This is a genomic window from Pseudomonas aestiva (assembly GCF_039908605.1).
GTDB classification, from domain to species: Bacteria; Pseudomonadota; Gammaproteobacteria; order Pseudomonadales; family Pseudomonadaceae; genus Chryseomonas; species Chryseomonas aestiva.
In genome coordinates this window covers 3,856,231-3,881,773 of the sequence record NZ_CP150916.1, presented here as the reverse complement: position 1 = coordinate 3,881,773, position 25,543 = coordinate 3,856,231, and the positions used below count along the sequence as shown (strand labels likewise).

Here is a 25,543-nt window from a genome sequence, read left to right as displayed (position 1 = left end):
GCCGATCTTACCGGATGCCCGCCCCGTGGCGCAGGGTCTTCGGCCGGGACGCAGCCGCCGGCCCGGGGGGTGGCTGCGCCTGAGGGGTTACAGGATGAAGCGGGCCACGTCGCGATTGAGATCGGCGGCGTGATGCTGCAGGGAGCGCGACTGGCGTTCCGAATCCTCGGCGCCGCTGGCCAGGGTGTCGCCGAGGCCCTTGATGGTGATGACGTTGCGGGTGATCTCCTCGGTGACCGAGGTCTGCTCCTCGGCAGCCGTGGCGATCTGCAGGGACATCTCGGAGATGACGCCGGCACTCTGGGCGATCTCTTCCAGGGCGCTGGAGGCGCGTTCCACGTCGGCGACGCTGCGCTCGGCGATGGCCATGCTGCTGTCCATGCGCTGCACCGCCTGGCGGGTCATCTGCTGCAGGGTGCCGATGGTCTCGTTGATCTCCCGGGTCGAGGCCTGGGTTCGCTGCGACAGCGTCCGCACCTCGTCGGCGACCACCGCAAAGCCCCGGCCGTGCTCACCGGCGCGGGCCGCTTCGATGGCCGCGTTGAGCGCCAGCAGGTTGGTCTGCTCGGCGATGCTCTGGATGCTGTCCAGTACCTTGGCGATGGCCTGGGAGTGGTGGTCCAGTTCGCCAATGACCCGGGTGGCGTCGTCCACTTCCCGCGCCAGGCTGTTGATGGATTCCTTGCTGGTCTGCACCAGGGTCAGGCCCTGGGCGGTGCTGTCGGAGGACTGGCGGATGGCCTCGGCGGTCTGCTCGGCATTGCGGGCGATCTCCTGGGTGGCGGAAGCCATTTCCGTAACGGCCGTGGCCACCAGGGTGATCTCCTGCTGCAGGCGACCCAGCTCCTGGGTGGCCGCGGCGCTGCGTTGCAGGACCTTCTGCGATTCGGCGTCGACGCTCTGGGCATGCTGGCGCACGCCACCGATCAGGCCGTGCAGGCTGGCCACGAACTGGTTGAAGTGGCCGGCCAGACCGCCGACCTCATCGGTGCTCTGCACGGCGATGCGGCGGGTCAGATCGCCCTGGCCCTCGGCGATCACCTGCAGGCCGCTCGAGACCACACCCAGGGGCCGGAGCAGATAGCTGCACAGCAGGTTGATGAGCAGCAGCGAGCCACCCAGCACCACGGCCAGGATGGCGAGGCTGATCCACAGCTGGCGTTGCAGCGGCGCCATGAGCACGCCGCTGTCGACGATCATCACCAGAGTCTCGCCATTGTGATTCATGGGCGCGGCATAGAGGCGCTGGCCGGCGACCGTGTCGACATGGCGCTCGCCGGGCGCCTGGGCCAGGCGCTGGAGGGTGTCCGCGTCGAGCTGGGGAAAGAGCTCGGTGATCGGCTTGGCCAGCAGGGCGGGGTCCTCGTGGCCCAGGACGATGTTCTGGCCGTTGACCAGCACGGCGCTGCCGGCGCCCGGCAGTTGCACGCGCTTGAGCTGATCGAGGATGTCGCTGATGCTGACGTCCGCGCCAAGGATCGCCGTGGTCTTGCCCGCCGACTGCAGGGCCCAGCCCAGCGACAGGACGTTCTGCTTGGTCGCCGCCGCCACGGTGGGAATGGAAAAGAACACCTTGCCGGGATTCTGCTGCGCCTGCTGGTACCACAGCCACTTACGCGGATCGTTGTTGTCCGGCGGCAGCTGGACGCCATTGGCATTGACCTGGCTGCCATCAGGCCGGGCATAGAAGACGTTGTCGAAGCCGCCGGAGTTCTTGACCTGATTGAGCCCGGCCGGGAGGTTCGCCTCCTGGGTGTCGGCGGCCAGGGCGCCTAGCGCCGCGGCCTTGCCGTCCAGCCACTGGCGCACCCCGCCGTTGAAGACGAAGCTGACCGTCTTCAGCTGCTCGACCGTGGAGGCTTCCAGCGCCGTGCGGGTATTGAAGAAGTTGATGGCGGTCAGACCCACCCCCACGACCAGGACGGCCGCGGTGGCAGACAGCGAGAGTTTCTGTTTCAACGACAAGGCAGGCACGGCGAGGCAACTCCGACAGTTATTTGTCAGACTTTATCGGTGCCTGCCGGAGATAACTTGAGCGGCCGGTCAGGTTTTTCCTGTCGGGCCGGATCATGGGCGATCAGGCAGGCCCCGGGTCTCCCGCTCAGCCGTGGGCTGGGAAACCCTGGGCCTGGCCTGTGCCTAGGCGGCCACCGTCTGGGCGCCGGTCATCAGCGCCACGGCGTCGGCCATGGAGTGCTGGCGCGGATCGATCACCGTCAGCCGGCGACCCAGGCGATGGATGTGGATGCGATCGGCGATCTCGAACACATGGGGCATGTTGTGGGAGATCAGCACGATGGCGATGCCGCGGGCACGCACGTCGAGGATCAGCTCCAGCACCTTGCGCGATTCCTTCACCCCCAGCGCCGCGGTGGGTTCGTCGAGGATGATCACCTTGGAGCCGAAGGCCGCCGCCCGGGCCACGGCCACGCCCTGGCGCTGGCCACCGGACAGGGTTTCCACCGCCTGGTTGATGTTCTGGATGGTCATCAAGCCCAGTTCGGAGAGCTTTTCCCGGGCGATGCGCTCCATTTCCTTGCGGTCCAGGGTGCGGCAGAGGGTGCCCAGCAGCCCCGGCTTGCGCAATTCGCGACCGAGGAAGAGGTTGTCGGCGATGGACAGCGCTGGAGACAGCGCCAGATTCTGGTAGACCGTCTCGATGCCGGCCCGCCGCGCCGCGATGGGCGAGGCGAATTGTACCGGCTGGCCCTCGAAGCGGATCTCGCCCTCATCGGGCCGCAGGGCACCGGAGATGGCCTTGATCAGCGAGGACTTGCCGGCGCCGTTGTCGCCGATCACGGCGAGGATCTCGCCGGGCAGCAGGTCGAAGTCGGCGTGGTCGAGGGCGGTGACGCGGCCGTAGCGCTTCACCAGGCCACGGGCCATGAGCAGGGGTTCGGTAGTCATCAGCTGGCCGCCTTTCTGATCCATTGGTCGATAGCCACGGCCGCGATGATGAGCGTGCCGATCAGCAGATAGGTCCATTGCACATCGGTGCCCAGCAGCCGCAGGCCGAGGGCGAAGACGCCGACGATCAGGGCGCCGAACAGCATGCCGAGGATGGAGCCGCGGCCGCCGAACAGCGAGATGCCGCCGATCACCACGGCGGTGATGGACTCGATGTTGGCGAATTGGCCAGCGGTGGGCGAGACCGAGCCGATGCGGCCGATCAGCACCCAGCCGGCGAAGGCGCAGATGAGCCCCGACAGCCCGTACACGGTGATCAGCATGCGGCGGACGTTGACCCCGGCCAGCGCCGCGGCCTCGGGATCGTCGCCCACGGCATAGAGGTGCCGACCCCAGGCGGTGTGGTTGAGCACGTACCAGAGCAGGGCGACCAGCACCACCAGGGCGATCACGCCATAGGTGAAGACCGCGCCACCCAGGCGGAAATTGTCGCCGAACACCTGCAGCAGCGGCGCGGTCGCGCCGATTTCCTGGGCGCGGATGGTCTCGTTGCGCGAATAGAGGAAGTTGGCCGCGAGCACGATCTGCCACATGCCCAGGGTGACGATGAAGGGCGGCAGCTTGATGCGGGCGATCAGCCAGCCGTTGGCCATGCCGCACAGGGTGCCCACCGCCAGGCCGCAGAGGATCGACAGCTCCACCGGCAGGCCGTAGCGGAAGGTGAACTGGCCCATGACCACCGAGGACAGCACCATGATGGCGCCCACCGAGAGGTCGATGCCGGCGGTGATCACTACCAGGGTCTGGGCCGCGCCGACGATGCCGGTGATGGCGACCTGCTGCAGGATCAGGGTGAGGGCGAAGGCGGAAAAGAACTTGCCGCCCAGCAGGGCACCGAAGATGGACAGCGACAGCAGCAGCACCAGCAACGAGACCGCCGAGGGGCGCGAATGCAGGAAGTGACGGAATTTGACCAGCGGGCTGCGCTCGTCACGGGCGAAGGAGGCGACCTCCGTGGCACTGTGCTTGAGCACCTGTTCGAAGGGCTGGCCGGACGGGGAGGGCGAGGTCGGATCGCTCATGGCAATCTCCTGAGAGCGGGAAAGCGGCCGAGAGTCGATCGCCCGCGCCGTCGCGGCAGGCGCTCAGGCGGGGCGATCGATCTGCTCTAGCCTGGACGAGAGGCCATCAGCCCCAGCATTTCTGCAGGGCGGTCTTGCTGTCGATGGACTGGATGCCGGGGACCGGCTTGTCCGTCACCAGCTTCACGCCGGTGTCGACGAAGCTCTTGCCTTCGGTGGGCGTCGGCTTCTTGCCGGTGTCGGCAAAGGTCTTGATCGCCTCGATGCCCAGCGCTGCCATCTGCAGCGGATACTGCTGGGAGGTGGCGCCGATGACGCCGTCGGCGACGTTGTGCACGCCTGGGCAGCCGCCGTCGATGGAGACGATCAGCACGTCCTTCTCGCGACCCACGGCCTTGAGCGCCTCGTAGGCACCCGCGGCGGCCGGTTCGTTGATGGTGTGCACCACGTTGATGGTCGGGTCCTTCTGCAGCAAATTCTCCATCGCTGCGCGACCGCCTTCCTCGTTGCCGTTGGTCACGTCGTGGCCGACGATGCGCGGATCGGTCTCGTCGCCGATACGGCTCTGGTCCTTGGGATCGATGCCGAAGCCGAGCATGAAACCCTGGTCGCGCAGGACGTCCACCGAGGGCTGGGAGGCGTTCAGGTCGAGAAAGGCCACCCGGGCGTCCTTGGCCTTGTCACCCAGGGTTTCCCGCGCCCACTGGCCGATCAGCTTGCCAGCCAGCAGGTTGTCCGTGGCGAAGGTCATGTCGGCGGCGCTCACCGGATCCAGCGGGGTGTCCAGGGCGATCACCAGCAGACCGGCTTCGCGTGCCTTCTGCAGGTTGGGCACGATGCCCTTGGTGTCCGAGGCGGTGATGAGGATGCCCTTGGCGCCGTCGGCGATGCAGGTCTCGATGGCGGCCACCTGGCTTTCGCTGTCGCCGTCGATCTTGCCGGCGTAGGCCTTGAGCGTCACCCCCAGCTCCTTGGCCTTGGCGGTGGCGCCTTCCTTCATCTTGACGAAGAAGGGATTGGTATCGGTCTTGGTGATGAGACAGGCGGAAACGGGGGCTGCCTGGGCGGTGCCGCTGGCGAGGGCGGCAGCCAACAGGCAACCGGCGAAGGACGCGAGGGAGACGGTTCTTTTCATTGTTGTGCGCTCAGGTTCGGAGACAGGAACGCGACCGGCAGAACGCCGGTCGCGGTGGAGCTGTTACCACCACTGCTCGACTTGGAAGCCGATGTTGGAGCCGTGCAGATCGTTGCCGAAGTTGCCGGTGCTCGACAGCGTGGAGCCGGCGTCGAAATCATCGGCTGCCTGCTGGGCTGCCCGGTTCCAGGCGGCGTAGGTGTAGAACAGACGGAATTCGGGACGGGTCTTGAATTCCGGACCCTTGGGCGACCAGGTCGGTGCCAGGGTCAGCTTGGTCAGCTTGCGGGTGCCGCCGGGAGCCTGCACCTGGTCATGACCCAGTTCGGTGGAGAACTTGAACTGGTCGCTGATGCCGTACACCAGGCGGCCACCCAGCGAGGTCCAGCGCAGGTCGTTGCCATTGGGACGTTCGTCCTTCTGGTAGACCGCGGCGACCTGACCACCCCAGTAGCGGCTGATCTGCCAGTCGAAGAAGTCCACCACGCGGTAGGAGACGTCCGAACTGCTCAGGGTCGGATCGCCGGTGCTGCCCAGAGCGGTGCCCGGGCCCTGGCCGCGCTGCACGGCAAAGGTGTTCACGCCACCCCAGCCCATGAAGTTGGCCTGCTTGTGCTGCAACGTCACCGCGATGCCGCTGTTGGCATTGGGCTGGTTGGTCGGCTTGTCCAGGTAGCTGACGCCGATTTCCAGCGAGCCGTTCGGATTGGTGTTGAAGCCGGCGACGTTGAAGTCGAAGCGGTTCTGGAAGTCCTTCTGGTTCTGGTTGTCCTTGCGCGAGAAGGCCACGCTGTATTTCAGGCCGCCGATGTTGACGTCCTCGATACCGCCGCCGGTGGCGCTCTGGTTCCAGTAGAAGAAGTCGGAGATGTGGATGTCGTTCCGCTTGTAGTAGCGGCGACCGGCCCAGACGTTACCGCCGTTGAGGGCAGCGACGTTGTTCCAGTAGGCATAGGCCTGGGGCAGGCGAATCTGGCCGTTGTCACCATTGAAGGTCGGCGTGCGATCGTACTGGTTGTAGAGGCTGGCCATGCCGAAGACGCCCACGGCGGAGCCATCGTCCAGGGTCAGGAAGTCCTGCTTGGCGGCGAATTCACCGTACTGTTCGCATTCGTTACCCAGACGATACTTGGACTGGGCGCCCTGCAGCTTGAAGCAGCGCATCGAATTGGAACCGGAGGAGTCTCCCAGGCCGGCGCGGAAATAACCGGTGGTTTCGAAGGCGTGTGCTGCGGGGATCAGGAGCAGGGTGCTCATCAAGGACGCGACCGAAACCCTGGCCAAGGGGATAGCCTTTTTCTTATTCATTTATGTTCCCTGTTTATTGTTGTTGTGTAACTCAGTGCCTGGCCAGCACCTGATCCGCCGTGCTCGAGCGGAAGATCGGTATAGGTGTGACCATTGGAAACCAACCTGACTACAAACTTATCGCTGAATCAATTCAGCGGCAGACGGAGGGTAGCCTTTGATCACTCAACGGCCTAGCGGGTCGATTACAGCGAGGTGTGAGCTGAATCACAGGCTGTGCTTCTGCAAAAATAGCAAGCCAAGCAACTGTGGAACCCCTCTGGAATGGGGTCATGGCGAGTGCTGCTCCAGGTGAAGGAGCGGCAGGCGAAGCGCAGAGGAAAGGACGCGAGCGGAAGGGCGAAATAGAGCGGAGAAAGCAGGAGGGAAGGTGGGGCGGAGCGTCCGGGAGACGGCGGATGCCGTCCCCCGGAACCTGCGGATCAGCCCAGCAGGGCCTTGTCGCGCACGCCGCCCTTGTCGGCACTGGTGGCCAGCAGGGCGTAGGCCTTGAGCGCGGTGGTCACGCGGCGGGCACGGGGTTGTGCCGGCTTCCAGCCCAGCTTGTCCTGCTCGATGCGGCGGTGGGACAGCTCTTCGTCACTCACCAGCAGGTTGATGCTGCGCTGGGGAATGTCGATCAGCACCTTGTCGCCATCCCGCACCAGGCCGATGGCACCGCCCGCCGCGGCTTCCGGCGAGGCATGGCCGATGGACAGGCCCGAGGTGCCGCCGGAGAAGCGACCGTCGGTGAGCAGGGCGCACTGCTTGCCCAGGCCCTTGGACTTCAGGTAGCTGGTGGGATAGAGCATCTCCTGCATGCCCGGGCCGCCCTTGGGCCCTTCGTAGCGGATGATGACGATGTCGCCGGCCTTGACCTCGTCGGCGAGGATGCCGCGCACCGCCGCGTCCTGGCTTTCGAAGACCTTGGCATTGCCCTCGAACACATGGATGGATTCATCCACGCCGGCGGTCTTCACCACGCAGCCGTCCAGGGCGATGTTGCCGTAGAGCACGGCCAGACCACCTTCCTGGGAATAGGCATGCGCGACGCTGCGGATGCAGCCCTCGGCGCGGTCGTCGTCCAGGGTGTCATAGCGAGTCGCCTGGCTGAAGGCTTCCTGGGTCGGGATGCCGGCGGGACCGGCGCGGAAGAAGGTCTTCACCGCCTCGTCCTGGGTCAGGGTGATGTCCCACCGCTCGATGGCTTCGCCCAGGGTCCGGCTGTGCACGGTGGGCAGATCGGCATGCAGGAGACCGCCGCGGGCCAGTTCGCCGAGGATGCTGAAGATGCCCCCGGCGCGGTGCACGTCTTCCATGTGGTACTTCTGGATGTTCGGCGCCACCTTGCACAGCTGCGGCACCTTGCGCGACAGGGCATCGATGTCGCGCAGATCGAAGTCCACCTCGGCTTCCTGGGCGGCGGCCAGCAGGTGCAGGATGGTGTTGGTCGAGCCGCCCATGGCGATGTCCAGGGTCATGGCGTTCTCGAAGGCCGCATGGCAGGCAATGTTGCGCGGCAGCGCCGACTCGTCATTTTCCTGGTAGTAGCGACGGCACAGCTCGACGATGGTGCGGCCGGCCTGCAGGAACAGCTCCTTGCGGTCGGCGTGGGTGGCCAGGGTCGAGCCGTTGCCGGGCAGGGCCAGGCCGAGGGCCTCGACCAGGCAGTTCATGGAGTTGGCGGTGAACATGCCCGAGCAGCTGCCACAGGTGGGGCAGGCACTGCGTTCGTATTCGGCGACCTTCTCGTCGCTGGCCGAGCTGTCGGCGGCGATGACCATGGCGTCCACCAGGTCCAGGCCATGGCTGGCCAGCTTGGTCTTGCCGGCTTCCATGGGGCCACCGGAGACGAACACCACCGGGATGTTCAGGCGCAGGGCGGCCATCAGCATGCCGGGGGTGATCTTGTCGCAGTTGGAAATGCACACCAGGGCATCGGCGCAGTGGGCATTGACCATGTATTCCACGGCGTCGGCGATGATCTCGCGACTCGGCAGCGAATAGAGCATGCCGTCGTGGCCCATGGCGATGCCGTCGTCCACGGCGATGGTGTTGAATTCCTTGGCCACGCCGCCGGCCTTCTCGATTTCCCGGGCGACCAGCTGGCCGAGGTCCTTGAGGTGGACATGGCCCGGCACGAACTGGGTAAAGGAGTTGGCGATGGCGATGATGGGCTTCTTGAAGTCTTCGTCCTTCATCCCGGTGGCGCGCCAGAGCGCCCGGGCGCCAGCCATGTTGCGGCCCTGAGTGGAGGTTTTCGAGCGATAGTCAGGCATGAAGCGTCTCTCCGAGGCGGCTTTCTAGATCACGGTTCTGGTCATCGTGAGCGCAGACGAGGCACGGTGCAAACGCGGAGTGACGGTTGCCGGGCCGGAGGGCGGCCACGCCATGCGGGATCTCCACAGGGGCTGCCAGGGCTCACGAACCCGCCGGAGGATGCTGGCGGAGGGGAATTCGGATCATACACCCGGGCGCCAGCACTGCACAGCAGGCCGGCGTCCAAGGGGTAGGACTTGTCTGAAAGTCGCCGAGCGATGGTCAGGCAAGGCAAAAATCCGTGAGGAAGCGGATCGGACTCGCGCTCGATTTCACGAAGGGCAAATGAGCATTCCGGTCGGACTGGCGACCCAGCGGATTCTTAACGCCGCATGACCGAGCGCAGGCACTTTTCAGGCAAGGTCTAGGGCGCTTCCTGTTCGCCGTCGGGGGCGTCTTCCAGATATTCGTCCATGGGCTCCTGGCCGGCTAGGGTCTTGAGACTCAGGTCCACGGCTTCGGGCAGGGTGATGTCGACGCGCTGCTTGTCGCTGCCTTCCAGCGAGGACTCGTAGCTCAGCGCATGGCGCAGGTGGCCGTTCTCGAGGATGGCGCCGACACTGGCCAGCTGGGCGGCAGCTGGAGCCAGGCGCTCGAGGGCGGCCTTGGGCCAGGTGGCCTCGACGGTCGCGTTGCAGGTATAGAAGCCTGCTTCGCCGCTGTCCGAGGGTTCTTCCTGGGTCTTGATGTCGACCAGCGACACCTGGCCGGCTTCCAGCGCAGGCTGGCCGGCGGCGATGTCGTCCGCATAGATCTCGTTGATGGTCTGGGCGTATTGCTGACGGACCAGCTCGGCGGTCTTGGCCGCATCGCAACTGTAGTCATAGCCACCGCAGCCAGTCAGGGAAAGCACCGCAGCTGTGAGTATGAGGTGACGTCTGGACATGCCTGAATTCCTTGGAACGATGGGTAGAACCTGGCGGCGCTGGCCGCGCCTGCGTCGATCCACAGTGCAGGAGGTTGGTGCAGCGATCGGGAATGGCGAGGGCCCATGGTGCTGCCGCTCGCCCATCCTGTCCATCAGACGCCGCCAGCGTCTTTCAGGACACCCGGCCTGGCCGGCCGGTCAGCTCCCGGCTCAGGCGCGATCGGCGCTTTCGCAGGTCTCGAAGTCCTTGCTGTCGACGCGGTTCATGCTGTCGAAGCCGATCGAATAGACCTGCTCCTTGCCATCCTTGTTGAGCACATAGTTGTTGCAGGTGCCGGGACGGAATTTGCGGGTATAGGTGCTCGACGGGGTGCCACCGAGGCGCAGCACGTCAGCCTTGCTCATGCCCTTGTCCACCTGCTTCACCAGCGGTTGCTCGCGAAATTCGACGCGGCCCACGGTGTAGTCTGCGGTGTTCTTCACCGAGGAGCAGCCCGCCAGCACGGTGCCAGCCAGCAGCGCGGTCGCGACAGCAATTTTCTTGTTCATGGTGTGATCCCTTCAAAGGCGGAAGTGCCTGACACTTCGACGATGGCGGCGCCGATAAATTCGCTCTCTGTCGCACTTCTCGCGGTTTGTCACTTTGACGGACCGGCTGCTGGCCTCGGCAAGTGACTGTATCTAAAGCTGATTCTGCAAACGAACGCTATGCCCCCGTTTTCTAAGGATTATTTTGCTCGAATGGCAGTTGACAGAGACCAGGCGGCAAGCGATCTTTAGCGTTATGTTGTAACTTCCCAGCCGTTTCTCGTTTCTCGCGAGGACCTCATGAATCGCCGTCGTCTGCTCAATCTGATCCTGGCTGGCATGACCTTGCCCGTCGGGTTGCCGGCGTTTGCCGCCCGGCAGCAACTCAAGGGTGCCCGGGCCTGGCAGGATGCCGAGAAGCTCCGCCTGGTCTTCGATCTCACCGGACCGGTGCGCTACAAGACCTTCACCCTGGTCGCGCCGGATCGCATCATTCTCGATCTTGCCGATACCCAGGCCCCCGCGGTGCTCAATCACCTCGCCCTGCAGGGATCGCCGGTGCGCGCCGTGCGCAGCGCTCACTATGGCGCCCAGGACACCAGGGTGGTGCTGGAGCTGGCCCATCCGGTAGAGGTGGAAAGCTTCATCCTTGGTCCGGGCGAAGGCGCGGCCAATCGTCTGGTGCTCGATCTCAAGCGCGCCGGAGCGCCGGTGGTGGCTGCCCGCAAGCCGGCCGACGCCGAGCCGCCACTGGAGGTCAAGCGCGGCAAGGGCCTGGCCACGGGTCGCGACATCATGGTGGTGGTCGATGCCGGTCACGGCGGCAAGGACCCGGGTGCGCTGAGCGCCCGGGGCGATCGGGAAAAGGACATCGCCCTGATCGTGGCGCAGAATCTGGCGCGCCGCATCAACCTGCAGAAGGGCTTCAAGGCCAAGCTGGTGCGCAACGACGACTTCTTCGTGCCGCTGCGCAAGCGCGTCGAGGTCGCGCGCAGCTACAACGCCGACATGTTCGTCTCGGTGCATGCCGATGCGGCGCCGCGGCGCACCGCCTACGGCGCCTCGGTCTATGCCCTGTCCGAGGGGGGGGCGACTTCCACCACGGCGCGCTTCCTGGCCGACAGCGAGAACAACGTCGACCTGATCGGCGCCAACGAAATTCTCAAGGGACGAGATCCCATGCTCGCCGGTGTGCTACTGGACATGTCGATGAACGCCACCATCTCGTCGAGCCTGGACCTGGGCCACAAGGTGCTGGGGCAATTGTCGAGCATCACCAACCTGCACCAGAAACGAGTGGAGCAGGCGGGCTTCGCTGTGCTCAAATCGCCGGATATCCCCTCGATCCTGGTCGAGACGGGCTTCATTTCCAATGATCGCGACTGCCGGCGCCTGCTCGACAGTCGCCACCAGAAGCAGCTGGCCGATTCGATCTTTGCCGGTCTGCATGGCTATTTCCAGGAGCGCCCCCCGCTGGGCACCTACCTGGCGAGCCTCAAGAACACCCAAGGAGTGACATGAGTTTGCAAGACAAGGCGCGTCGTTACTGGCGCGTGGTGGTGCTGGTGATAGGTGCGCTCTGTATCGTGGCCGGACTGATCGGCTACGGTCAGGGCGGGCGCGACAAGCAGGGCAGTGCCCAGGAAGGCTTCGTCAACAAGGTCTGGCAGATCAAGACCAGCAACAGCATCGAGCCGGGGATGCTCTACGTCTTCCTCAGCGACGGCACCCTGGTGATGGCGTCGCCGAGCAGCCAGCCCTCCCTGGGCCGCTGGACGCGCACCGAGAAGGGCCTGAACATGATCGAGGAAGGCATCACCTATCCCACGGAAATCCTCAGCCTCAGCCGCGACGAATTCCGTATCCGCAGCCTCAATCCCGGCGATCCGGTAGAGCTGCAACTGGCCCCGGCGGCGCACTGAGGCGCCTTCAGGCGTCCTCGGAATAGCGCTGCTCCTGCCAGGGATCGCCGCGGTCGTGATAGCCGCGCATTTCCCAGAAGCCAGGCGTGTCGCCGACCCGGAAGTCGATGCGCCTGAGCCACTTGGCGCTTTTCCACAGATAGAGATGCGAGATCAGGGCCCGTACCGGCCCCCCGTGCTCGGCCGTCAGCGGCTGGCCTTCCCAGCTGTGCACCAGCATGGCGCCCGGCGCGGCGAAATCGGCCAGCGGCAGATTGGTGATGTAACCGTCATGGCTGTGCAGGAGCACATGGGTCGCCTCGTCCCGCGGCTGCACCTCGTCGAGCAATTCTGCTATCGGCAGACCGATCCAGCGATTGTCATAGCGTGACCAGGTGGTGACGCAATGCATGTCGCTGACCGTCTCGGTAGTCGCCCGCGCGGCGAAGGTCTCCCAGTTCCAGCGCAGCGTCTTGCGGACCGCGCCGGTCACCGCCAGTTGCCAACGCTCCCGGCTGACCTCCGGGCGGATGCCCAGATCCAGGACCGGCCAGTTGCTGACGCGGTGCTGGCCAGGTGGCAGACGCTCGCTTTCCGCACGCGCACCCTGGCCGGTGAGGAAGCGTCCCTCCTGGGCCCAGCGCTCCTTGGAACGGGTCAGCTTGCTCGGCTCGTCGCTCATCGATGGATCCTCTTCACAGGTCGCGGGCTTCTGACCGTCATGATGGCCTTTCGTCGGCATGGGCCGAACCCAGACGACGTCTTGCGCCTCCTATCCTGCAGGCACTCAGAGAGGCGCCTCCTTTTTCCTAACCTGCCGGAGAACCACCATGGTAGATGCAACCCAGATTAAAGAGCATGCGGAAGTTGTCGGTTCGGACGGCCAGCACGTGGGCACCGTCGACCATATGGAAGGCGCCGATCGCATCAAGCTGACCAAGCGCGATCAGGATGCTGATGGCAAGCATCACTATATTCCGCTGAGCTGGGTCCAGTCGGTGGATGGCAGTCAGGTACGCCTGTCCAAGACCCGTGACGAGGCCGAAAGCGAGTGGCAGGCTGCCTAAGGCACGCCGCCCAATAAAAAGCCCCGCTGATGCGGGGCTTTTTATTGGGCGGCGAATAGGGATCAGTTGATGTATTCGAACAGCTTGACGATGCGCTGCACGCCCGAGACGCTCTGGATCAGTTGCACGGCATGGGCGCCTTCCTGCTGGGTCACCAGGCCCAGCAGATAGACAATGCCGTTCTCCGTGACCACCTTGATGCGCGAACCAGGGATGTCTTCATCGGCGAACATCTGGGTCTTGATGCGGGTGGTCAGCCAGGAGTCGTTGCTGCGTGCCAGCAGCGAGGAGTTGCCGGTCACCTGCAGTTCGTTGTGCACCGTCTTGACCCGCTGCACGCTGCGCACGGCCTGTTCGGCCTGGGCCTTGAGATCGGCGCGCGGCGTCTGGCCGGCGATCAGCACCACGCCGTTGTAGCTCACCACCACGATGTGCGAACTGGCCAGATCGGGGTTGGCCTTGGAGATATTGACCGAGGCCTTGGTCTCGATCAGGGCGTCATCCACGGTGCTGCCCAGGGTGCGGGTGCCGCGGTTGTCGTCGATGGGCTTGTCGCGGCTGGCGGTGACCACGTTGCTACAGCCGGCGACCGCAAAGGACAGCGCCAGGATGGCGAGCAGGGGAGCCTTCTTCATTCTTCGCTTCCAAACAGTTGCTGATCGATCTGGTCGCACAGGCAGTGGATCACCAGCAGGTGCACTTCCTGGATGCGGGCGGTGACCTTGGCAGGCACGCGAATCTCGACGTCTTCGGGCAGCAGCAGGGAGGCCATGCCGCCGCCGTCTCGGCCGGTAAGGGCAACGACGGTCATCTCGCGGTCGTGGGCAGCCTGAATCGCCTGAATCACGTTAGCCGAATTGCCGCTGGTGGAGATGGCCAGGAGGATGTCGCCCGGCTGACCCAAAGCGCGGATCTGCTTGGAGAACACCTCGTTGTAGCTGTAGTCGTTGGCGATGGAGGTCAGCGTCGAGGTGTCGGTGGTCAAGGCCAGGGCCGGCAGGCTGGGCCGCTCGCGCTCGAAGCGATTCAGCAGCTCCGAAGAGAAGTGCTGGGCGTCGCCGGCGGAGCCGCCATTGCCGCAGGTGAGAATCTTGCCTTCGTTGAGCAGGGCCGCAACCATGACCTGGCTGGCCAGATCGATATGCGGAATCAGGACTTCCATAGCCTGACGCTTGGTTTCGATGCTGTCCCGGAAGAGTTTCTGGATGCGGGCGTGGGTGTCCATCGCGATATCTTTGACCTGTGCTGTGGAGGGCCTCAGGCGTCGAAGGCCTGTTTGATCCATTCGAATGCCTGAGGGGACGCGTCGGCCCCGGGGCCGATCGCGATCACGTCGAAACGACAGGGCCGCTTGGCCCAGCGCGCTTCGGATTGCAGAAAGAGGGCGGCGCTGTTGACCAGTCGCTGCCGCTTGCGGGCATCTATGCTTTCCGCGGCGCCGCCCCAGGCGGTGTGCCTGCGGGCGCGTACCTCGACGAATACTACTGTATCGCCGTCGAGCATGACCAGATCGAGCTCGCCACCCTGCCAGCGCCAGTTGCGGGCGATCAGCCGCAGGCCGCGCGTCTGCAGGAACTGCAGGGCGCGATCCTCGGCTTGCCTGCCGCGCTGGAGATGCGGCGCCTGCTTCACGGGGTACTGAGCGAGGCCGGCACGCTGGTGGTGGGCAGCGGTGCATTGTTGGCCGGCAGCGGCTGGGCCACGCCGTTGCGGAATTCCGCCCAGGGCAGGTGACGCACCACGCGCTGGTCGGGCGCCACGCTCAGGTTGCCGGACAGGCCGGGCAGCTCGGAGTTGGGCAGGGCCTTGAGCTGCTGCAGGTGCAGCGCCAGCAGGTAGGCATCGGCGCCCATGGCATAGAGCCGACCGATGCTGGTGCCGGCCTGCGGCCACTGGGCGGTGATCTTGGCGCGCAGCGGATTGCTCGGGTCGAGCAGCCAGGGGGTTTCGCAGAACAGGATGCCGTTGAGATCCTGGTTCACGCCGGGTTCGTTGACGCCACTGTTGAGGTTGGAGGTGGCGTATACCGGCAGATCGCGGGCGTTCTGGTAGACCAGGATCGGCTTGATCTGGCGGGCCTGGGCCGGGGTCGAGGCGAGGAAGATGAAGTCCATGCCCTGGCGCATCTGCAACAGGCTGGTGATGCGATTGGCGATCTCGACCGGTTGGCCGATGCGCTCGGCGGCCACCAGGCGACCGCCCAACTGCTGCCACTCGTTCTGGAAGGCGGCCAGCACGCGGGCACCCCAGTCACCCTGGGGCACCATGGCGCCGGCACTGCGCTTGCCGTCGGCCCAGGCACGGCGCGCGGCCTCGCGGGCCTCGTCCTCGGCGGCCAGGCCGAACTGGAAGAGTTGCGGCGGCTGGGCGCCCTGGCTGTCGCCATAGTTCAGCGCCAGGGTATTGATCGGCAGTTGCGGGCGATCGCCCAGCTGCTTGACGAAGTTCTTCTCCAGCGGGCCGACCACCAGCTGGATGCCGGCGGCCTGGGCCTGGCGGTAGAAGGCGTCCAGCGAACCCATCTGGGTACTGTCGTAGACGGTCACGGCAGGGGCACTCTGGCCGGCGGCCAGGGCCTCGTAGCGGGCGGCCATGAAACCGTCCTGCAGCGCGCGCGAGACGCCGGCGAGCTGGCCCTGCAGGGGCAGCAGCAGGGCGACGCGGTTGAGCGGTTCCCGCGCCAGGGTCTTCAGGCGCTCCAGATCATCGGGCAGATTGCGCGCGGCGGGATGGCCGGGGTTCTGCTTCTGCCATTCCTCGATGGCGGCGAGCTGCTGATCCAGCGCCAGGTTGCCGCGGGTGATGGCGGCGAGCGCCAGCCAGCCATTGAGGTCGGCGTCCTTCACGCTCTGGCGCAACTGCGCGTCCGGCAGGCTGGTTACCAGCTGCCAGATCTGCTCGCGGTTGTCATGGGCGGCGTCGCCGTCCAGCAGCGGGCCGAGAAAGATGCGCTCCTGGGCGGCGGCGAGCGGCTGGCCGTTGGCGGCCTGGGCCGCGGCCTTGGTCAGGCCGCTGCGGATCTGCTGCTGGGCCGGCAGTTCGCCCAGTTGGGCGAAGCTCGGGTGGTCGAAACGCTTGAGCGCCTGGGCCGGCTGCTTGTCGAGCAGGTCGAGCTGGGCCAGCAGCGTCTGGGCAAACATCTGCTGTGCCGGCTTGAGGCCTTCGATATTGATGGAGCCGAGGATCTGCCGCGCTTCGCGGGAATTCTGCTGGGCATAGGCCTTGTCGGCGGCGGTCAGGCGCAGCAGATTGGCCTGCTCGGACTGACTGGAGCCAGCCTGATTCAGCAGCTGCTCGATGCTCGCCTGGCTGGACTGGGGCAGGTCGCCGAGGGCGTTGTTGACGGGCGAGCTGCTGCAGGCGGCGAGCAGGGCGAAGGCGGTGGCGCAGAGCAGCGGACGCAGGCGGAACTTCATGCTGTGGTTCCTGAGCAAATGTCTGGAAAGGGGGCGATTGTCTCACAGCACCCAAGCGCTGCGAACGCCGAGGGCGAGAGCGGCGTACACTGTTGGGCTATTTCCAGTCCGTCAGGTTTCATCATGATTTCGCCGGGTACTCTTTATGTGGTTGCCACGCCCATCGGCAACCTGGACGACATCACCGCCCGCGCGCTCAAGGTCCTGCGCGAAGTGGCCCTGATCGCCGCCGAAGACACCCGTCATTCGGCGCGTCTGCTGCGTCATTTCGGCATCGAGACGCCGCTCGCGGCCTGTCACGATCACAACGAACGCGATGCCGGTGGCCGCTTCATCACCCGGCTGCTGGCGGGGGAAGACGTCGCCCTGATCTCCGATGCGGGCACGCCGCTGATTTCCGATCCGGGCTTTCACCTGGTGCGGGCGGCGCGCGCCCAAGGCCTCCGGGTCTCGCCGATTCCCGGCGCCTGCGCCCTGGTCGCGGCGCTGTCGGCGGCCGGTCTGCCCTCGGATCGCTTCAGCTTCGAAGGCTTCCTGCCGGCCAAGGCGGTAGGCCGGCAGGGACGCCTGGCGGCGCTGCGCGAAGACCCGCGCACACTCATTTTCTATGAGGCGCCCCATCGGCTCGAGGATTGCGTGGCCGACATGGTGAGCACCTTCGGGCCTGAGCGACACATCGTCCTCGGGCGCGAATTGACCAAGACCTTCGAGACCCTGCGCGGCCTGCCCGCCGGCGAGCTGTTGGCCTGGATTCGCGCGGATCTGGATCAGCAGCGCGGCGAGTGCGTGCTGCTGGTGGGTGGCTGGGCGGCGCCGGAGGACGCGGAGGTCGATGCCGAGACCCTGCGCATCCTCGATCTGCTGCTGGCCGAGCTGCCGATCAAGCGCGCCGCTGCCCTGGCCGCCCAGATCACCGGCGCGCGCAAGAACCAGCTCTATCAGCTGGCCCTGGAGCGCAAGGGCGAGCCGGGCTGAGTCAGGGTGAATTAGTGGGCATCTTTCCTTGTTATCCGCCCCCAGTCTCTATACCCTTGCGCCGCGAGAGCCGACCGGGCAGTCGCTGTCGTGATCCGCAAGGGTTGCGAGGGAGGAAAGTCCGGGCTCCATAGGGCGAGGTGCCAGGTAACGCCTGGGAGGCGTGAGCCTACGGAAAGTGCCACAGAAAATAACCGCCTAAGCGCGCAAGCGCCGGTAAGGGTGAAAAGGTGCGGTAAGAGCGCACCGCACGGCTGGCAACAGTTCGTGGCTAGGTAAACCCCACCTGGAGCAAGACCAAATAGGAATCCATAGGCGTGGCCCGCGCTGGATTCGGGTAGGTCGCTAGAGGCAATCAGCGATGGTTGTCCCAGAGGAATGACTGTCCTCGACAGAACCCGGCTTACAGGTCGGCTCTCGCACCCCTCCCTCCTGGGCCTCTGCGCCCGGGGTCTGAGACCTCTTCTTAAGACATCACTTTAATCAATTGAGCCAATCAATTGACTTCATTTCCGTTTGTCGGAAATCGATGTCGTTCGTCCTGGTCGTGAACTCGTGCAATTTGCTCGAAATCCCCGTCCCACGCGGCCTGGCTACCCCCTCGCTTACCTTGACTGAAAGCGGCCCTCCTCAATATAGTGGCGGCCGGTGGTACGAAGTGGGGCGAAGTGGGATTTAATGGCAAGGACAGCCTATTAGAGGACGCGAAATTGTTCCGGGGAGCGAACGCCATCAGTCTCGACGCCAAGGGGCGCGCCGCGATGCCGAGCCGGTATCGTGACGAGCTGCTGGAGCGTTGTGCCGGCCAGCTCATCGTGACGATCGATGCCGTCGACCCCTGCCTTTGCGTCTATCCACTCCCGGAATGGGAAATCATCGAAAGCAAGCTGCGGCAGTTGCCCTCGCTGCGTGAGGAGACTCGCCGCCTGCAGCGCTTGCTGATCGGCAATGCGGTGGATCTGGAACTCGACGGTAGTGGCCGTTTCCTGGTTCCGCCGCGCCTGCGTGAATACGCCAAGCTGGACCGGCGCGTGATGCTGGTCGGTCAGCTCAACAAGTTCCAGTTATGGGATGAGGACGCCTGGAGTGCCGTATGCGACGCGGATCTCCTGGCGATTAAGGAACCCGGCGGTATGCCGGATGAAATGCGCGATTTGATCCTGTGACCATGAACCCAGTCTTCCACCACGTCTCCGTTCTCCTGGACGAGGCCGTACAGGCATTGGCCATCCAGCCTGCCGGCCGTTATCTGGACGGCACCTTCGGCCGCGGCGGACACAGCCGGGCCGTGCTGCGCCTGCTGGGTGGAGAAGGGCGGCTGCTGGGCTTCGACAAGGATCCCCAGGCGATCGCCGCCGGCCAGGCCCTGGCCGCGGAAGATCCCCGCTTCGAAATCGTCCAGCGCAGCTTCGCCGAACTGGGTGATGAACTCGTCAGCCGTGGCTGGTCCGGCCAGGTCGATGGTGTGCTGCTGGATCTGGGCGTGTCCTCGCCCCAACTCGACGATCCCGAGCGCGGTTTCAGCTTCATGCAGGACGGTCCCCTGGATATGCGCATGGATCCGAGTCGGGGGCAGAGCGCCGCCGCCTGGATCGCCACGGCGCCCGAGGCCGACATCGCCCAGGTATTCAAGGAATTCGGCGAAGAGCGTTTCGCCAAGCGCATGGCGCGCGCCGTGGTGCAGCGTCGTGAAGTCCAGCCCTTCGAACGCACCGGCGATCTGGCCAAGGTGCTCACCGAGGCTAATCCGGCCTGGGAAAAGGGCAAGCATCCTGCTACCCGTGCCTTCCAGGGGCTGCGTATCTACATCAATCGCGAACTGAGCGATCTGGAGCAGGGCCTGCAGGCGGCCTACGAGCAATTGGCCGTGGGTGGCCGGCTGGTAGTGATCAGCTTCCACTCGCTGGAAGACCGCATCGTCAAACAATTCATGCGCCGACTGGCCAAGGGCGAGGCCGACCAGCTGCCGCGCGACCTGCCGATCCGCGCCACGGTCTTCGAGCCCTCGCTGCGCCTGCTGGGCAAGCCGGCCTATGCCAGCGAAGCCGAACTGGCCGCCAATCCCCGCGCCCGCAGCGCCGTGATGCGCGTTGCCGAGAAGCTGAAATGAGCCGGCTCTTCGTCAAGAAACTGCCCCTGGGCAGCAGCGTCATGCTGGTGCTGTTCGTCGGTGTACTGCTGTCGGCGGTAGCCGTGGCCTATAGCGCCCACTGGAATCGCCAGCTGCTCAACACCCTCTATGGCGAGATGGCCATCCGCGACAAGGCCCAGGCCGAATACGGTCGGCTGCTGCTGGAGCAGAGCACCTGGACCGCCCACAGTCGCGTCGAGGCCCTGGCCAGCGGCCAATTGCAGATGCGCATTCCCGATCCGACCGAAATCCGGATGGTCAATCCGTGAAAGGCCTGATCGCGCGCCTGCCATGGCGCTTCAGCCTCATTATCGGGCTGTTGCTGGTCATGGTCGGCACCATCATCTGGCGCATCGTCGATCTGCACGTGATCGACCGGGCCTTTCTGAAGGGGCAGGGCGATGCGCGCAGCGTGCGCACCATCCCCATTCCCGCACACCGTGGCCTGATCACCGATCGCAACGGCGAGCCCCTGGCCGTGAGTACGCCGGTCACCACCCTGTGGATCAACCCCAAGGAACTGCTGGGCGCCGAGGATCGCTGGGCGACCCTGGCCGATGCCGTCGGCCAGCCACGTGCGGAATTGGCCAAGCGCATCGAGCAGAACGCCAGCAAGGAATTCCTCTACCTGGCCCGTGGCCTGACGCCCGAGCAGGGCGAGGCGGTGATGAGCCAGGTCAAGGCGCACAAGATTCCCGGTGTCTACGACATCGAGGAATTTCGGCGTTTCTATCCGGCGGGTGAGGTGGCGGCCCATGTGGTCGGCTTCACCGATATCGACGATCACGGCCGCGAAGGCATCGAACTGGCCTTCAACGAGTGGCTGTCCGGCGTGCCGGGTCGTCGCCAGGTGGTCAAGGATCGCCGCGGTCGGCTGATCCGCGATGTCCAGGTCTCCAAGAACGCCAAGCCGGGCAATACCCTGGCGCTGTCCATCGACCTGCGGCTGCAGTATCTCGCCGCGCGCGAACTGCGCAATGCCCTGACCCAGTTCGAAGCCGAGGCCGGCAGCCTGACCATCGTCGACGTCAAGACCGGCGAGGTCCTGGCGATGGTCAACATGCCCACCTACAACCCCAACAATCGCCGCAGTCTCGAACCGGCCGCCATGCGCAACCGGGCGATGATCGACGTCATGGAGCCCGGCTCGGTGATGAAGCCGATCTCCATGACCGCGGCGCTCGCCAGCGGTCGCTGGAAGCCCACCGACAAGGTCAACGTCTATCCCGGTTCGCTGCAGATCGGTCGCTACACCATCAAGGACGTCTCCCACAGCGACGGCGCCCTGGACCTGACCGGCATCCTCATCAAGTCCAGCAACGTCGGCATGAGCAAGATCGCCTTCGACGTCGGTGGCGAGAACATCTACAACGCCATGCGCGCCGTAGGCCTCGGCCAGGACACCGGTCTGGGCTTTCCCGGCGAGCGGGTCGGCAATCTGCCCAACCATCGCACCTGGCGTCCGGCCGAGACCGCGACCCTGTCCTATGGCTATGGCCTGGCGGTAACCGCCGTGCAACTGGCCCATGCCTATTCGGTGCTGGCCAACGACGGTCGCTCGGTGCCGCTGTCCATGGTGCGCCTGGACAAGGCCCCGGCCAGCGATCAGGCGGTGGAAGAACGCGTTGCCAAGACCCTGCAGGGCATGCTGCAGCAGGTCGTGGAAGCTCCGGGCGGGGCCTTCCGCGCTCAGGTACCGGGCTACCACGTCGCTGGCAAGAGCGGTACCGCGCGCAAGACCAGCACCGGCACCCGTGGCTATGCCGAGAATTCCTATCGCTCGCTGTTCGCCGGCTTCGGCCCGACCAGCAATCCGCGCCTGGCCGCGGTGGTGGTGATCGATCGTCCGAGCAAGGGCGGCTACTACGGTGGCGTTGTCTCGGCACCGGTGTTCAGCCGCGTGATGTCCGGCGCCCTGCGCCTGATGAACATCCAGCCGGATAACCTCCAGCCGCTGCCGGTGCAGCAGGCCCAGGCCGGCAAGCCGCTGCTGGTCGGGGAGCGTGATCGATGAGCCGCCTGCTGACCGACCTCCTGCCTGAAGCTGCCACTGCCGTCGACATCGGCGGTCTGGCACTGGACAGCCGCGAGGTCCGCCCGGGCTCGCTGTTCTTGGCCATTCCCGGTCTGCACAGCGACGGCCGTGCCCATATCGCCAGCGCCGCCGAACGCGGCGCCGCGGCCATCGCCTATGAGGCGAAGGACGCTCCCGCACTGCCGGCCCTGGACATTCCCCTGGTCGCCGTCGAGGGCCTGGCCGCGCGGCTGTCCGCCATCGCCGGTCGTTTCCATGGCGAGCCGAGCCGGCGCCTGGCGCTGGTCGGCATCACCGGTACCAATGGCAAGACCAGTGTCAGCCAGTTGATCGCCCAGGCCTGCGACCTGCTCGGTCAGCGTTGCGGCATCGTCGGCACCCTGGGTAGCGGCTTCCATGGCGCCCTCGCCGAAGGCCGTCACACCACCCCGGATGCCCTCAAGCTGCAGGCGACCCTGGCCGAACTGGCCGAGGACGGCGCCACTACTGTCGCCATGGAAGTCTCTTCCCATGGCCTGGCCCAGGGTCGGGTGGCGGCGCTGGCCTTCAAGGTCGCGGTCTTCACCAACCTGTCTCGCGATCACCTCGATTACCACGGGACCATGGCCGCCTATGGCGAAGCCAAGGCCCAGCTGTTCGCCTGGCCGGGGCTCGGTACCCGCGTCCTCAATCTGGACGATGCCTTTGGCCGCGAGCTGGCGGCTCGCCCCAGTCCGGCCGCGACCCTGACCTACAGCCTGAGCGATCCGGCCGCCAGCCTCCATTGCCAGGCCATCCAGTTCGACGACCACGGCGTGCGGGCCAAGCTGGTCACCGCCCAGGGTACCGGTGAGCTGCGCAGCCAGCTGATCGGGCGCTTCAACCTGAGCAACCTGCTGGCCGCTATCGGTACCCTGCTGGGGCTCGGTCATGCGCTGGCCGACATCCTCGCCATCCTCCCGCAGCTGCAGGGCCCGGCCGGACGCATGCAGCGCCTGGGCGGCGCTGGGCGACCGCTGGTGGTGGTGGACTACGCCCACACCCCCGATGCCCTGGACAAGGTGCTCACCGCCCTGCGGCCCCATGTCGGTGCCCTGGGTCGCCTGGTCTGCGTGTTCGGCTGTGGTGGCGATCGCGATCGCGGCAAGCGGCCGGAGATGGCCGCGGTGGCCGAGCGCCTGGCCGATCAGGTGGTGGTGACCGACGACAACCCCCGTACCGAGGATCCGGCCGCCATCGTTGCCGACATCCGCGCCGGCTTCGCGCATCCCGAGCAGGTGAGCTTCGCCGGCCGGCGTGAAGCGGCCATCGCCCAGGCCGTGGCCGCGGCGACCGCCCAGGACATCGTGGTGCTGGCCGGCAAGGGCCATGAGCCCTACCAGGAAATCGCCGGTGTCCGTCATCCCTTTTCCGATCTCGACCAGGCCGAGCGGGCCCTGACCGCCTGGGAGCGACAGCATGCTTAGAACCTTCACCCTCACCGAAGTGGCCGAGGCCCTGACCGGCAATCTGCTGGGTGCCGATGCCCTGTTCGACGGCGTCGGCACCGACAGTCGCAAGGCAGTGGCCGGGCAGCTCTTCGTCGCCCTGAGCGGGCCGCGCTTCGATGGTCATGCCTATCTGGCCGACGTGGCCGCCCAGGGTGCCGCGGCAGCCCTGGTGGAGCGGGCCGTGCCCGAGGTCCAGCTGCCCCAGCTGGTGGTGGCCGATACCCGCCTGGCGCTGGGTCGCCTCGGCGCCTTCAATCGTGATCTGTTCCAGGGCAAGCTCGCTGCCGTGACCGGCTCCAGTGGCAAGACCACGGTCAAGGAGCTGCTCGCCGCCATCCTGCGTCAGCAGGGCGCCACCCTGGCCACCCAGGGTAATCTGAACAACGACCTCGGCGCGCCCCTGACCCTGCTGCAACTGGCCGCCGAGCATGCCTATGGCGTCATCGAGCTGGGTGCTTCGCATGTCGGCGACATTGCCTACACCGTGAGCCTGACACGCCCGGATGTCGTTATCATTACCAATGCCGGCCAGGCCCATGTGGGCGAATTCGGCGGCGTCGATCGTATCGTCGAAGCCAAGGGCGAGATCATCGAAGGGGTGGGCGAGGCGGGCACTGTGGTGCTCAATCGCGACGACGCCGCTTTCGAGACCTGGCAGCGCCGCGCTGCCGGTCGCAGCGTCGTCGCCTTCGGCCTGGACGCCCGCGCCGATGTCCGCGCCAGCGAGGTGACCCTGGATGCCCAGGGCCGCCCGAGCTTCCTCTTGCACACTGCCCAAGGCCAGGCGCCGGTCACCCTGCAGCTGCTGGGTGCCCACAACGTCGGCAATGCCCTGGCCGCCGCGGCCGCAGCGCTCAGCCTGGGGCTGGAGCTGGCCACCATCGCCCGTGGTCTCGCCGCCGCGGCACCGGTCCAGGGCCGCACCCTGACCCGCACCAGCCAGCGCGGCGCCCAGGTCATCGACGACAGCTACAACGCCAACCCCGCGTCGGTTAAGGCCGGGATCGACCTGCTGGCTGCCCTGCCGGGCCGTCGGGTGGCGGTCCTGGGCGACATCGCCGAGCTGGGCGAGTGGACCGAACAGGGCCATCGCGAGGTGGGCGAGCACGCCCGCGGCAAGGTGGATGCCTTCTACAGCGTCGGTCCCTCGATGGCCCATGCGGCCCGCGCCTATGGCGCCGAGGCCCGGCATTTCGCCGATCGCGAACAACTGATCGAGGCCCTGGCGGACGAGGACCGGGCCGGAACCACCCTGCTGATCAAGGGATCCCGCAGCGCCGCGATGGACAAGGTCGTCGCCGCGCTCTGCGCTATCAACACCGAGGAGAAACACTGATGCTGCTGCTGTTGGCGGAGTTCCTGCAACAGTTCTACAAGGGCTTCGCCGTCTTCCAATACCTCAGCCTGCGCGGCATTCTGGGCGTTCTGACCGCCCTGTTGCTGTCGTTGTGGCTCGGCCCCTGGATGATCCGCACCCTGCAGATCCGCCAGATCGGCCAGGCCGTGCGCAACGATGGCCCCCAGTCGCACCTGTCCAAATCCGGCACCCCCACCATGGGCGGCGCCCTGATCCTGACCACCATCGGCATCAGCACCCTGCTGTGGGCCGATCTGCACAACCGTTACGTCTGGACCGTGCTGGCGGTGACCTTCCTGTTCGGCGCCATCGGCTGGGTCGACGACTATCGCAAGGTGATCGAGAAGAATTCCCGCGGTCTGCCCAGTCGCTGGAAGTACTTCTGGCAATCGGTATTCGGCCTGGGGGCGGCGATCTTCCTCTATGTCACGGCCAAGGCGCCGATCGAAACCACGCTGATCCTGCCCCTGCTGAAGAACATCGAGATCCCGCTGGGGATTTTCTTCGTTGTGCTGACCTACTTCGTCATCGTCGGCTCCAGCAACGCGGTCAACCTCACCGATGGCCTCGACGGCCTGGCGATCATGCCCACCGTGATGGTCGGCGGCGCCCTGGGCATCTTCTGCTACCTGTCGGGCAACGTGAAATTCGCCGACTACCTGCTGATTCCCTATGTGGAAGGCTCCGGCGAACTGATCGTCTTCTGCGGCGCCCTGATCGGGGCGGGCCTGGGCTTTCTCTGGTTCAACACCTATCCGGCCATGGTGTTCATGGGTGACGTCGGCGCCCTGGCGCTGGGCGCCGCCCTGGGCACCATCGCCGTGATCGTCCGCCAGGAAGTGGTGCTGTTCATCATGGGTGGCGTCTTCGTCATGGAGACCCTCTCGGTGGTCATCCAGGTCGCCTCCTTCAAGCTGACCGGCAAGCGCGTCTTCCGCATGGCGCCGATCCACCACCATTTCGAATTGAAGGGCTGGCCCGAACCGCGGGTCATCGTGCGCTTCTGGATCATCACCGTGATCCTGGTGCTGTTCGGTCTCGCCACCCTGAAACTGAGGTAATCGCA

Annotated in this window: 24 protein-coding genes and 1 other RNA gene; 12 read left to right on the top strand and 13 right to left on the bottom strand. The window is 65.8% G+C overall.

What is annotated here, in order from left to right:
* Nucleotides 1–87: 87 nt before the first annotated feature.
* From AABM56_RS18025 to osmE, 8 genes are all read right to left on the bottom strand, one after another.
* Complete coding sequence (locus tag AABM56_RS18025) at nt 88–1,974, bottom strand: methyl-accepting chemotaxis protein (RefSeq protein WP_347883575.1); 1,887 nt, start codon at nt 1,972–1,974, stop codon at nt 88–90.
* A 165-nt stretch (nt 1,975–2,139) separates the two neighbouring features.
* On the bottom strand, nt 2,140–2,907 hold the full coding sequence (locus AABM56_RS18020) for an ATP-binding cassette domain-containing protein (protein ID WP_042137188.1): 768 nt from the start codon (nt 2,905–2,907) through the stop codon (nt 2,140–2,142).
* A complete protein-coding gene (locus AABM56_RS18015; RefSeq protein ID WP_133862568.1) occupies nt 2,907–3,989 on the bottom strand; it encodes an ABC transporter permease in 1,083 nt (360 codons plus the stop codon). Before AABM56_RS18015 ends, AABM56_RS18020 begins: the two co-directional genes overlap by 1 nt.
* Before the next feature lie 106 nt (nt 3,990–4,095).
* On the bottom strand, nt 4,096–5,124 hold the full coding sequence (locus AABM56_RS18010; protein WP_007162077.1) for a sugar ABC transporter substrate-binding protein: 1,029 nt from the start codon (nt 5,122–5,124) through the stop codon (nt 4,096–4,098).
* A gap of 63 nt (nt 5,125–5,187) precedes the next feature.
* A complete protein-coding gene (locus AABM56_RS18005) occupies nt 5,188–6,381 on the bottom strand; it encodes a carbohydrate porin (RefSeq protein WP_133862567.1) in 1,194 nt (397 codons plus the stop codon).
* A gap of 473 nt (nt 6,382–6,854) precedes the next feature.
* A complete protein-coding gene (gene ilvD / locus AABM56_RS18000; RefSeq protein ID WP_133862566.1) occupies nt 6,855–8,690 on the bottom strand; it encodes a dihydroxy-acid dehydratase in 1,836 nt (611 codons plus the stop codon).
* Nucleotides 8,691–9,094: 404 nt separating this feature from the next.
* Nucleotides 9,095–9,616, bottom strand: a complete 522-nt coding sequence (locus AABM56_RS17995) for a hypothetical protein (protein WP_132832850.1) — start codon at nt 9,614–9,616, stop codon at nt 9,095–9,097.
* A 192-nt stretch (nt 9,617–9,808) separates the two neighbouring features.
* The gene (osmE, locus tag AABM56_RS17990; RefSeq protein ID WP_133862565.1) at nt 9,809–10,147 is read right to left on the bottom strand and encodes an osmotically-inducible lipoprotein OsmE; all 339 of its coding nucleotides are present in this window, start codon (nt 10,145–10,147) and stop codon (nt 9,809–9,811) included.
* A 279-nt stretch (nt 10,148–10,426) separates the two neighbouring features.
* Here osmE and AABM56_RS17985 point away from each other — a divergent pair, with 279 nt between their 5' ends.
* Both AABM56_RS17985 and AABM56_RS17980 read left to right on the top strand, forming a co-directional pair.
* Entirely contained in the window at nt 10,427–11,647 is a 1,221-nt protein-coding gene (locus AABM56_RS17985; RefSeq protein ID WP_133862564.1) for an N-acetylmuramoyl-L-alanine amidase, read from the top strand.
* The gene (locus AABM56_RS17980) at nt 11,644–12,048 is read left to right on the top strand and encodes a hypothetical protein (protein WP_133862563.1); all 405 of its coding nucleotides are present in this window, start codon (nt 11,644–11,646) and stop codon (nt 12,046–12,048) included. Before AABM56_RS17985 ends, AABM56_RS17980 begins: the two co-directional genes overlap by 4 nt.
* 7 nt (nt 12,049–12,055) lie before the next feature.
* On the opposite strand, the gene AABM56_RS17975 is transcribed toward AABM56_RS17980, so the two are convergent.
* A complete protein-coding gene (locus AABM56_RS17975) occupies nt 12,056–12,709 on the bottom strand; it encodes a sulfite oxidase-like oxidoreductase (RefSeq protein ID WP_133862562.1) in 654 nt (217 codons plus the stop codon).
* 148 nt (nt 12,710–12,857) lie between these two features.
* Here AABM56_RS17975 and AABM56_RS17970 point away from each other — a divergent pair, with 148 nt between their 5' ends.
* Nucleotides 12,858–13,094: a DUF2171 domain-containing protein gene (locus tag AABM56_RS17970; protein WP_133862561.1), complete on the top strand. Its 237-nt coding sequence runs from the start codon at nt 12,858–12,860 to the stop codon at nt 13,092–13,094.
* Between the two features lie 62 nt (nt 13,095–13,156).
* Here the strand turns inward: AABM56_RS17970 and AABM56_RS17965 are convergent, their stop codons facing one another.
* The 4 genes from AABM56_RS17965 to AABM56_RS17950 are packed head-to-tail and all read right to left on the bottom strand — an operon-like array spanning nt 13,157 to nt 16,510.
* Nucleotides 13,157–13,729 carry a BON domain-containing protein gene (locus AABM56_RS17965; protein WP_133862560.1) on the bottom strand — a complete coding sequence of 191 codons (573 nt, stop codon included), beginning with the start codon at nt 13,727–13,729 and terminating at the stop codon, nt 13,157–13,159.
* Entirely contained in the window at nt 13,726–14,319 is a 594-nt protein-coding gene (locus tag AABM56_RS17960; protein ID WP_007162067.1) for a phosphoheptose isomerase, read from the bottom strand. The genes AABM56_RS17965 and AABM56_RS17960 overlap by 4 nt, the downstream gene beginning before the upstream one ends.
* Nucleotides 14,320–14,351: 32 nt before the next feature.
* Nucleotides 14,352–14,726: a YraN family protein gene (locus tag AABM56_RS17955; RefSeq protein WP_133862559.1), complete on the bottom strand. Its 375-nt coding sequence runs from the start codon at nt 14,724–14,726 to the stop codon at nt 14,352–14,354.
* Complete coding sequence (locus AABM56_RS17950; protein WP_263258848.1) at nt 14,723–16,510, bottom strand: penicillin-binding protein activator; 1,788 nt, start codon at nt 16,508–16,510, stop codon at nt 14,723–14,725. Before AABM56_RS17950 ends, AABM56_RS17955 begins: the two co-directional genes overlap by 4 nt.
* Nucleotides 16,511–16,633: 123 nt before the next feature.
* On the opposite strand from AABM56_RS17950, the gene rsmI reads away from it, so the two are divergent.
* The 9 genes from rsmI to mraY all read left to right on the top strand — a co-directional run bounded on the left by rsmI (nt 16,634) and on the right by mraY (nt 25,538).
* On the top strand, nt 16,634–17,485 hold the full coding sequence (gene rsmI, locus AABM56_RS17945) for a 16S rRNA (cytidine(1402)-2'-O)-methyltransferase (RefSeq protein ID WP_263258849.1): 852 nt from the start codon (nt 16,634–16,636) through the stop codon (nt 17,483–17,485).
* Between the two features lie 66 nt (nt 17,486–17,551).
* Nucleotides 17,552–17,907, top strand: an RNA gene (gene rnpB / locus AABM56_RS17940) — RNase P RNA component class A.
* Nucleotides 17,908–18,195: 288 nt separating this feature from the next.
* Entirely contained in the window at nt 18,196–18,651 is a 456-nt protein-coding gene (gene mraZ / locus AABM56_RS17935) for a division/cell wall cluster transcriptional repressor MraZ (RefSeq protein WP_007162063.1), read from the top strand.
* Nucleotides 18,652–18,653: 2 nt separating this feature from the next.
* Complete coding sequence (gene rsmH / locus AABM56_RS17930) at nt 18,654–19,595, top strand: 16S rRNA (cytosine(1402)-N(4))-methyltransferase RsmH (protein WP_187980180.1); 942 nt, start codon at nt 18,654–18,656, stop codon at nt 19,593–19,595.
* Nucleotides 19,592–19,885, top strand: a complete 294-nt coding sequence (ftsL, locus tag AABM56_RS17925; RefSeq protein ID WP_059315975.1) for a cell division protein FtsL — start codon at nt 19,592–19,594, stop codon at nt 19,883–19,885. The genes rsmH and ftsL overlap by 4 nt, the downstream gene beginning before the upstream one ends.
* Entirely contained in the window at nt 19,882–21,630 is a 1,749-nt protein-coding gene (locus AABM56_RS17920; protein ID WP_263258850.1) for a penicillin-binding protein 2, read from the top strand. The genes ftsL and AABM56_RS17920 overlap by 4 nt, the downstream gene beginning before the upstream one ends.
* Nucleotides 21,627–23,096, top strand: coding sequence for a UDP-N-acetylmuramoyl-L-alanyl-D-glutamate--2,6-diaminopimelate ligase (locus tag AABM56_RS17915; RefSeq protein ID WP_133862554.1), 1,470 nt, complete (start codon nt 21,627–21,629; stop codon nt 23,094–23,096). The genes AABM56_RS17920 and AABM56_RS17915 overlap by 4 nt, the downstream gene beginning before the upstream one ends.
* On the top strand, nt 23,089–24,456 hold the full coding sequence (gene murF, locus AABM56_RS17910; protein WP_133862553.1) for a UDP-N-acetylmuramoyl-tripeptide--D-alanyl-D-alanine ligase: 1,368 nt from the start codon (nt 23,089–23,091) through the stop codon (nt 24,454–24,456). Before AABM56_RS17915 ends, murF begins: the two co-directional genes overlap by 8 nt.
* Nucleotides 24,456–25,538, top strand: a complete 1,083-nt coding sequence (gene mraY, locus AABM56_RS17905; protein ID WP_007162057.1) for a phospho-N-acetylmuramoyl-pentapeptide-transferase — start codon at nt 24,456–24,458, stop codon at nt 25,536–25,538. Before murF ends, mraY begins: the two co-directional genes overlap by 1 nt.
* The last annotated feature ends 5 nt before the right edge of the window (nt 25,539–25,543 follow it).